Origin of the sequence: Pseudomonas abyssi (assembly GCF_002307495.1) — a bacterium.
Classification (GTDB): domain Bacteria; phylum Pseudomonadota; class Gammaproteobacteria; order Pseudomonadales; family Pseudomonadaceae; genus Halopseudomonas; species Halopseudomonas abyssi.
On the sequence record NZ_NTMR01000046.1, the window covers coordinates 1 to 3977 of the forward strand.

Here is a 3977-nt window from a genome sequence, read left to right on the forward strand (position 1 = left end):
GTCTCACTCTCATGCAAAGGTAAGATCAACCATTTAATTCGCTTACCCGTTATTCATAAATGCTCCTGATGTTATTGGCAGTTGTCATTGTGTGGTCGCATATATGTGCCAAGCGCGCCGGGCATAGCCAGGCACGCCTCAGTCATATTTCCACATGCCAAATAACGTCAGGGTGACTTGGAAATTACATTTCAGTCAGCGCGATGTCATTTATCTACTTTTGATTACGGCAACCTGTCCCGGCTGCCCGGTATTCAAGAATATTCAGATCGCCATTGGAGTCCTCGTAGGTCATCTGGGCCGGCATCACACCGCAGCTAGAGTCCGTCGGGGTAGTGGCCACGACCCTGGCGATATCGAGTTTCATGCCGTAGCGGTAGGGGCCATGCCGAGATAACGGGAAAATTCACTCACATCCATCCTAACTGATTGATTTATCAGAACATTTCCATGACGGGAATTTTTATGGAATCATAACGAGATCACGGAAAATTAAGACATTCAAACCATAAATGTTTGATTTCTAGGCTTTGTGTTGCTCTCACATGCTTGCGCATGTTCGCCCACCTTCAATTAGTCTCAAATGTGGGCTCGATGGCAGCTGTAAACTTTCCTCCCCTCGGAGGTGATGATCATGCGGCACGTTGCAATGCAGCCAACGGAAACGACTTCAGACGTTACCTGTGACGCTTGTTGCCAAAGCACAAGTATTGAAACCGCTCTGCAATCACTCGAACGACAACTCGTTTCACTGCGGGCTAATTGCAACGATGGGCGGGAAGTTGAGGCTTGCGGCATTCTCGCCGGAATTAGCGAGGACGCATGCATTAAATGAACGGCGTTGGGGCTTGCGGGCCTGGTTACCCGGCCAACGCGCATGCCCTCGAAATGGTTGTTTGTCCCTGTGGTTTTTGCCCCTTCGTAGTGATGGCTGTCTCCGTGCGGTATCACTTTGAGTCAGGCCTGCCGAGGAAACGTGAGTTCAAACGTGGTCCGACCGTCTTTGCTGGCGACGGCCACGTGGCCTTTGTGGAGGTTCATCACTGAGCGGACAATCGCTAGCCCCAATCCTGCCCCGCGAGGTTGTATGCCGTTAACGCGGTAAAAGCGGTCGAACAGATGTGGGAGATGATCCGATTCGATAGTCGCGCCATGATTGGTGACAGCCAGCGAGACGATGTCTACGTCCTCCTCAAGGATCTTAAGTTCGACCGTACTGCCAGTATTTGAATGCCGCAGCGCGTTGGATAGCAGGTTGGAAATGGCCCGCTGGACCATAAGTCGATTTCCCAAAATCATGGCATCGCCCGTTACTGTCGTAGCGACTCCCGCTTCTTCGGCAAGGACTTCGAAGTATTCACATACGCGCCTCGCCTCGCTTCCTAAAGATAATTGTTCGAGCTTCAGTGCTGGGCTGGCGTGGCTGGCCTGGGCGAGAAACAGCATGTCTGACACGATTCGATCCATGCGTTCGAGTTCTTCAACCGACGACTCGATCACCTCCCGATAATGCTCCTTGCTTCGCTCACGCACCAAAGTCACCTGCGCCTTGCCTATCAGGTTGTTCAGCGGAGTTTTTAACTCATGAGCCACATCGTCCGAGAATTGTGACAGTTGCTGAACGCCGTCATCGAGTCGATGAAGCATTACGTTGAGGCTGTGCGCCAATGCCTGGAGCTCTTGCGGAAGCCGATCGTTGCGGATTCGAGGTGATAGATCCTGTGTAGATACCTTAGTCGCCAAGGCCCGGAACTTGCGAAGCGGCCGCAAGCCATTTTGGGCGATTAGCCATCCAGCCAATCCGATCAATATCAGTAGCATCGGCACGGTCACTAAGGCCGAGCGCAGGAATGCAGCCACCAGCCGTTGATCGGCACTGCGATCTTGCGAAAGTAAAAGCGTCATTGAAGCCAGTCCCGGGACTTGGATTTGCTTGCGCCCGGTTAGCATCTGCACGCCATCTTTCGTTGTCCAGCCAAGATAGTCGCCGTCCCTGCTCACGAGATCCAGCTGCTGCGGCGCATTGGCGAATCGGCCGATACTGAAAATGGGTGATTTCGCTGTATCGCCGATGACCGTAATCGAAAGGTTGTCATGGCCGAGTACGGTATCGCTCAATGCGTGTTGCCAGGAGCGGCCCATACGGGCTTTGGTGTCTTCGAGGAGTCCATGATCGATCTGAGAGAGCTTGGCCGTCACTTCCTCCTGGGCGCGCAGTTCCAGTTGGCGCACCAGTACCCAGTAGCTCAGTGCAATCAGCAGCGCGACCAAAGCGGCGCCGGTCAGTGTGATTTGAAGCGCGAGACGCGATGCGAGGCTGAGTGGCTTCAAGGCCGCGCCTCCAGCACGTAGCCCACACCCCGGATGGTGTGTATCAGGCGATCGCCGAAGGGTTCGTCCACTTTCATCCGCAGGCGACGAATCGCAACATCCACCACATTGGTATCGCAGTCGAAATTGATGTCCCACACCATGGCAGTTATTTCCGTACGCGTGAGGACTTCGCCAGTCCGGCGCATGAGCAGATGCAATAACGCAAATTCTTTGCTGGTGAGGTCGATACGCTGACCGCTCCGGTAAGCCCTATGCCGGGCCGGGTCCAGTTCGAGGTCGGCTACACGCAGGTTGCTCGGAAGTGTGACTGCCTCGCCTCGCCGCAACAGTGTCCGGATACGAGCGAGCAGCTCAGGGAACTGAAACGGCTTGACCAGATAGTCATCAGCACCCAGCTCAAAACCGCGGACTTTTTGCTCTAGGCGGGCGTTGGCTGTCAGCATGATGACGCGTGTCTGTTTACGCCGCCTAATAAGTTCGAGCACCTCCCACCCATCCATGTTTGGCAGATTCACATCCAGTAGCACGATGTCATAGTCGTTCTGCAGTGCTAGGTGAAATCCATCGAGCCCATCACTTACGCAATCGACGATGTACCCACATTCGATAAGACCCTGCTGCAGGTATTCCGCAGCTTTGATTTCGTCTTCTACAACCAGGATGCGCATGTTTTCAGGTAACTCGGCAAGGGGGTGCGTGGTAAGCGGAACCAAAAATAATACATGTAGTAACTATAAGGTCAAGACGAAAGAGGCTTGGCTCTAGCGTGAAAGGCAGAGGCGAAATGATCTGCACAGGGAAGCGGGAAGCACTTTAACGCGGTAAAAGTCCTGCGGGGCCTGTCTTGCAAATTTGTAATCTACCGGTCATTTGGTTGACCCGCAGCCCAAGGAGGTGCACTTAAACAAAAAAAGGCGCCCTACGGGCGCCTGAAACACATCTTCAAACCAAGGGAGCACAAAAAGAAGATGTGGTGTTGCTCGTAGTGCTTCACAGGATCGAGAGCGGGTACTCGGCGATGAATCGAACCTCATTGAGGTCGGACTCGAAAGCAGTCGCCCGTGTTGTAGCCTGGCGCACCCGCAGAGAGAGGTCCTTGAACGAGCCTGTCTGTACAACGTAGCGTGCTTCGACGTCGCGTTCCCAGCGCTTCTGTCCGGTCAGAGGCGCGCCGTTATCGTCTTGGCGCATGTATACCTCATTTGCGTTGCTGTAATCGGCGCCCCAGCCGCGGGCGTAGCGAGTCATGAACGTAAGCCCAGGTATGCCGTAACCCGCCATGTTTAGGTCATAACGCAGCATCCAGGACTGCTCTTTAGGTGAGTTGAAATCACTGTACTGGATGGAGTTGTTCAGGTAGATCGAGTCAGCCTGGCGCAAGTAGTCAAAGTCGTTGTTACCGTTGTTTCGCTGATACGACGCCGTGACGGTGTGCGCGCCGAAGGCGACACCCAGGCTTGAGCTCCAGATGTTGTTGTCGAACTCGCCCAGTAATTCGCGGCCTTCGTCGGTTGCCTTGTAGTAGTTGAAACTGCCCAGCAACGCGACGACATCGGAAAGCGGATAGGTGGCCGATAGACCGAAGTAATGTTGGTTCCAGGCATCCTTGAGGCGGCTGGTATACAGGCTAAAACTGAGATTTT

At 53.8% G+C, this 3977-nt stretch carries 3 protein-coding genes and 2 pseudogenes; 1 reads left to right on the forward strand and 4 read right to left on the reverse strand.

The genetic code is table 11. The annotated features are described in order from the left end of the window. Positions 1–214: 214 nt before the first annotated feature. Positions 215–379: pseudogene (locus CNQ84_RS19905) on the reverse strand (DUF2790 domain-containing protein); the annotation flags it as partial. A 336-nt stretch (positions 380–715) separates the two neighbouring features. On the opposite strand from CNQ84_RS19905, the pseudogene CNQ84_RS19910 reads away from it, so the two are divergent. Next, positions 716–835 (forward strand): annotated as a pseudogene (locus CNQ84_RS19910) (Cd(II)/Pb(II)-responsive transcriptional regulator); the annotation flags it as partial. Between the two features lie 122 nt (positions 836–957). Here CNQ84_RS19910 and CNQ84_RS19915 read toward each other — a convergent pair. The 3 genes from CNQ84_RS19915 to CNQ84_RS19925 form a co-directional block, all read right to left on the reverse strand. Then, positions 958–2331 carry a heavy metal sensor histidine kinase gene (locus CNQ84_RS19915; RefSeq protein ID WP_096006499.1) on the reverse strand — a complete coding sequence of 458 codons (1374 nt, stop codon included), beginning with the start codon at positions 2329–2331 and terminating at the stop codon, positions 958–960. After that, positions 2328–3002 (reverse strand): heavy metal response regulator transcription factor, encoded by a 675-nt coding sequence (locus CNQ84_RS19920; RefSeq protein ID WP_096006500.1) that lies wholly within the window; start codon positions 3000–3002, stop codon positions 2328–2330. Before CNQ84_RS19920 ends, CNQ84_RS19915 begins: the two co-directional genes overlap by 4 nt. Before the next feature lie 322 nt (positions 3003–3324). Further along, positions 3325–3977: OprD family outer membrane porin (locus CNQ84_RS19925; protein ID WP_133065930.1), on the reverse strand; the 653-nt coding region annotated here is incomplete at its 5' end.